The organism is Haloferax sp. Atlit-6N, from assembly GCF_003383195.1.
GTDB lineage: Archaea > Halobacteriota > Halobacteria > Halobacteriales > Haloferacaceae > Haloferax > Haloferax gibbonsii.
In genome coordinates this window covers 1-520 of record NZ_QEQJ01000183.1, presented here as the reverse complement: position 1 = coordinate 520, position 520 = coordinate 1, and the positions used below count along the sequence as shown (strand labels likewise).

At 58.7% G+C, this 520-nt stretch carries 1 protein-coding gene; it reads right to left on the bottom strand.

What is annotated here, in order from left to right; translation table 11 throughout:
- Positions 1–373: plastocyanin/azurin family copper-binding protein (locus DEQ92_RS24590; RefSeq protein ID WP_394338719.1), on the bottom strand; the 373-nt coding region annotated here is incomplete at its 3' end.
- Between the last annotated feature and the right edge of the window lie 147 nt (positions 374–520).

Here is a 520-nt window from a genome sequence, read left to right as displayed (position 1 = left end):
ACCCTGTCGAAGGTGGTTCGGTAACGACAACGGCACCCTTCATTCCGCCGTTATAGTGCGGTTCGGAAACGAACAGGAACTCTCCTGGTTCGTCGAAGACGTAGTGATACGACGTTCCTCGCTGTGCGTTGGTTCGGCCTCTATCGAACGTCCCGTCGAGAGCGACGACGTTGTGTTCGCCGTGTCCGGTCCACTCCCACGTGACGTTCGTCATCGGCGGGACCTCGATTAGTGGCGGGTCGAACGCGGGTCCTCCGTCAGTCGGTATTCCGACGCTGACCGATACTTTCTCGTCTGGACCGTAACGCCGTGACTCACCATCGTTCTCGTTGGCGTCCGAGAGCCACTCGTCAAGTGAGTCCGGTTCCGACAGTTCGGTGGCCTCGATAGTTGTCTCGCCGTCAGCACAGTTGTCAGTAGTTGTCTCCGTGTGCTTGCTCGAAGTCGTCGTCTCGCTGGTCGAGTCGGCGCCAGCGACGTTTTGCGTGTTCTCCTGCCTTGAACTAGCAGCAGAGAGACA